Below are 2394 nucleotides of genomic sequence, written 5' to 3'. Positions count from 1 at the left end.
ACAACTATAACATATCATTTATTTTTTATAATAGATATATATAGACCTATTGACTTTTTAAAAAGATATGATATAATTTGATTGTATAAAAATTAATTATTTAAAGGAGATGATTTAAATGGCTGTTAAAAACAAAGTCGTTATTGTTACAGGAGCTTCTTCAGGAATTGGAAGGGCTACTGCGAAATTATTAGGAGAAAGCGGAGCAAAAGTTGTACTTGCTGCAAGAAATGAAGACAAATTACAGGAAGCTGTTGCTGAAATAAAGGAAAAAGGAGGGGAAGCCGCTTACAAAGTGACAGATGTATCAAAAAGAGAAGAAGTAAAAGCATTGGTTGATTTTGCAATTTCTGAATATGGAAAAATAGACGTTATTTTCAATAATGCTGGATTAATGCCAAACGCACCGTTGTCAGAACTAAAAAATAGCGAATGGGACGAAATGATAGATGTGAACTTAAAAGGTGTCTTAAACGGTATTGAAGCTGTACTTCCACATTTTATTAAGCAAAAATCTGGACACGTTATCAGCACATCTTCTGTCGCTGGACTAAATACATATCTTGGAGCAGGAGTTTACTGTGCCACAAAACACGGTGTAAAAGCACTAATGGAAGTATTAAGAAAAGAAAGTGCCAACGAAAAAATGAATGTCCGTACAACAACTCTATATCTAGGAGCATTCAGAACTGAGCTTGCAACACGTATTACAAACAAAGCAATTAAGGAAAGAATCGAATTTCTTTATGATACAATTGGGGCAGATCCAATGATAGTTGCCGAAGCTGTAAAATTTGCCATTGACTTGCCTGAAGAAGTAAGCATGAATGAAATCACGCTTTATCCAACAGCACAATTATAAACTTATTTAAACTTTTTCTTAAAAGAATACTTTGATTGATAAAGTTATTTGTTTTGATTTAATTTAAAATATTTCTTGAAAACTTAACTTAAAATATGTTATCATTTTAAATGTATGATTTTTTTAAAATTGAAAAATAATTATAATAAATAATTTTTTAGGAGGAAAAGAAAAAATGGTTATAAAACCTAGATTAAAAGGTGGTTTAGCACTTACAAACCATCCAATTGGAGCGAAAGAATTTGTAAAAAGGCAAATTGACTATGTAAAATCACAAGATAAATATGAAGGTCCAAAAAAAGTTCTAATTATCGGTTCTTCATCTGGATACGGACTTGCAACAAGAATCTCCCTTGCCTTCGGTGCCGGAGCAGAAACTATCGGAGTGGCATTTGAAAAAGGGGTAGAAGGAAAAAGAGCAGGTTCTGCTGGTTGGTGGAATACAATTGCCTTTAACGAAGCTGCTAAAAAAGAAGGATTAGTTTCTAAAAACTTTATTGGTGATGCTTTTTCAATGGAAATGAAAGATGATGTAATAAAGTTCATTAAAGAAGAATTTGGTGGAAAAATCGACTTGTTAATTTACAGCTTAGCAAGTGCAGTTAGAACTGATCCAATTGACGGTGTAACTTACCGTTCAGCATTAAAATCTACAACAAAGGACATTACAGGTCCAACTATCAACTTTGAAAAAGAAGTTATGGAAGAAACAACAATGGGTGTCGCAACTCCAGATGAAATCAAAAGCACTGTAAAAGTTATGGGTGGAGAAGACTGGAAATTATGGATTGAAGCGCTTGATAAAGGTGGCGTTCTTTCTGAAGGCTTCAAAACAGTAGCTTACTCTTATCTAGGCCCAAAAGTAACTTATGGAATCTATAAAGAAGGTACAATTGGAGCTGCAAAAAGAGATTTGGAACATACTTCTGATGTTTTAAATGACTTTTTAAAAGAAAAATACAATGGAGAAGCATACGTTTCATTAAGTAAAGCCTTAATGACAAAAGCAAGTGCGGTTATCCCTATTTTCCCATTATATGCAGCATTGCTTTACAAAGTAATGAAGGAAAAAGGTATCCATGAAGGTACAATCGAACAAAAACACAGACTTTTAACTCAAATGGTTTATGGAAACAATCCTGTTATTGATGAAGAAAGAAGATTACGTCCAGATAACTGGGAAATGCGTGAAGACGTTCAGGCTGAAGTAGAAGCTCTTTGGGATAAAGTTACTCCAGATAACTTTAAGGAAATAAGCGATTACGCTGGAGCAAGAGAGGAATTCATGCAATTAAATGGATTTGACTTTGATAATGTGGATTATGACGCTGATGTTGATTTAGATGAATTAGCTAAATTAAAACCTTAATTTAAAAAATTTACAAAATAAATAACAAAAAAATTAGACTATCTTTTAGAAAAAATATTCTTTTAGATAGTCTTTTATTATACATCATAAATTTACTTTAAAATTATAATTATGTTTATACATCTTTATTTTGATTTTTTTATTTTAACAAAAATAAACTACT

At 31.8% G+C, this 2394-nt stretch carries 2 protein-coding genes; both read left to right on the top strand.

What is annotated here, in order from left to right; translation table 11 throughout:
* Window positions 1-118: 118 nt before the first annotated feature.
* Window positions 119-862, top strand: coding sequence for an SDR family oxidoreductase (locus Q0370_RS01835; protein ID WP_039900891.1), 744 nt, complete (start codon window positions 119-121; stop codon window positions 860-862).
* Window positions 863-1037: 175 nt separating this feature from the next.
* On the top strand, window positions 1038-2231 hold the full coding sequence (fabV, locus tag Q0370_RS01830) for an enoyl-ACP reductase FabV (RefSeq protein WP_299571319.1): 1194 nt from the start codon (window positions 1038-1040) through the stop codon (window positions 2229-2231).
* Window positions 2232-2394 lie beyond the last annotated feature (163 nt).

This window comes from uncultured Leptotrichia sp., from assembly GCF_938036635.1.
Classification (GTDB): Bacteria; Fusobacteriota; Fusobacteriia; order Fusobacteriales; family Leptotrichiaceae; genus Leptotrichia; species Leptotrichia hongkongensis.
This window is presented reverse-complemented; position numbering and strand designations above follow the sequence as displayed.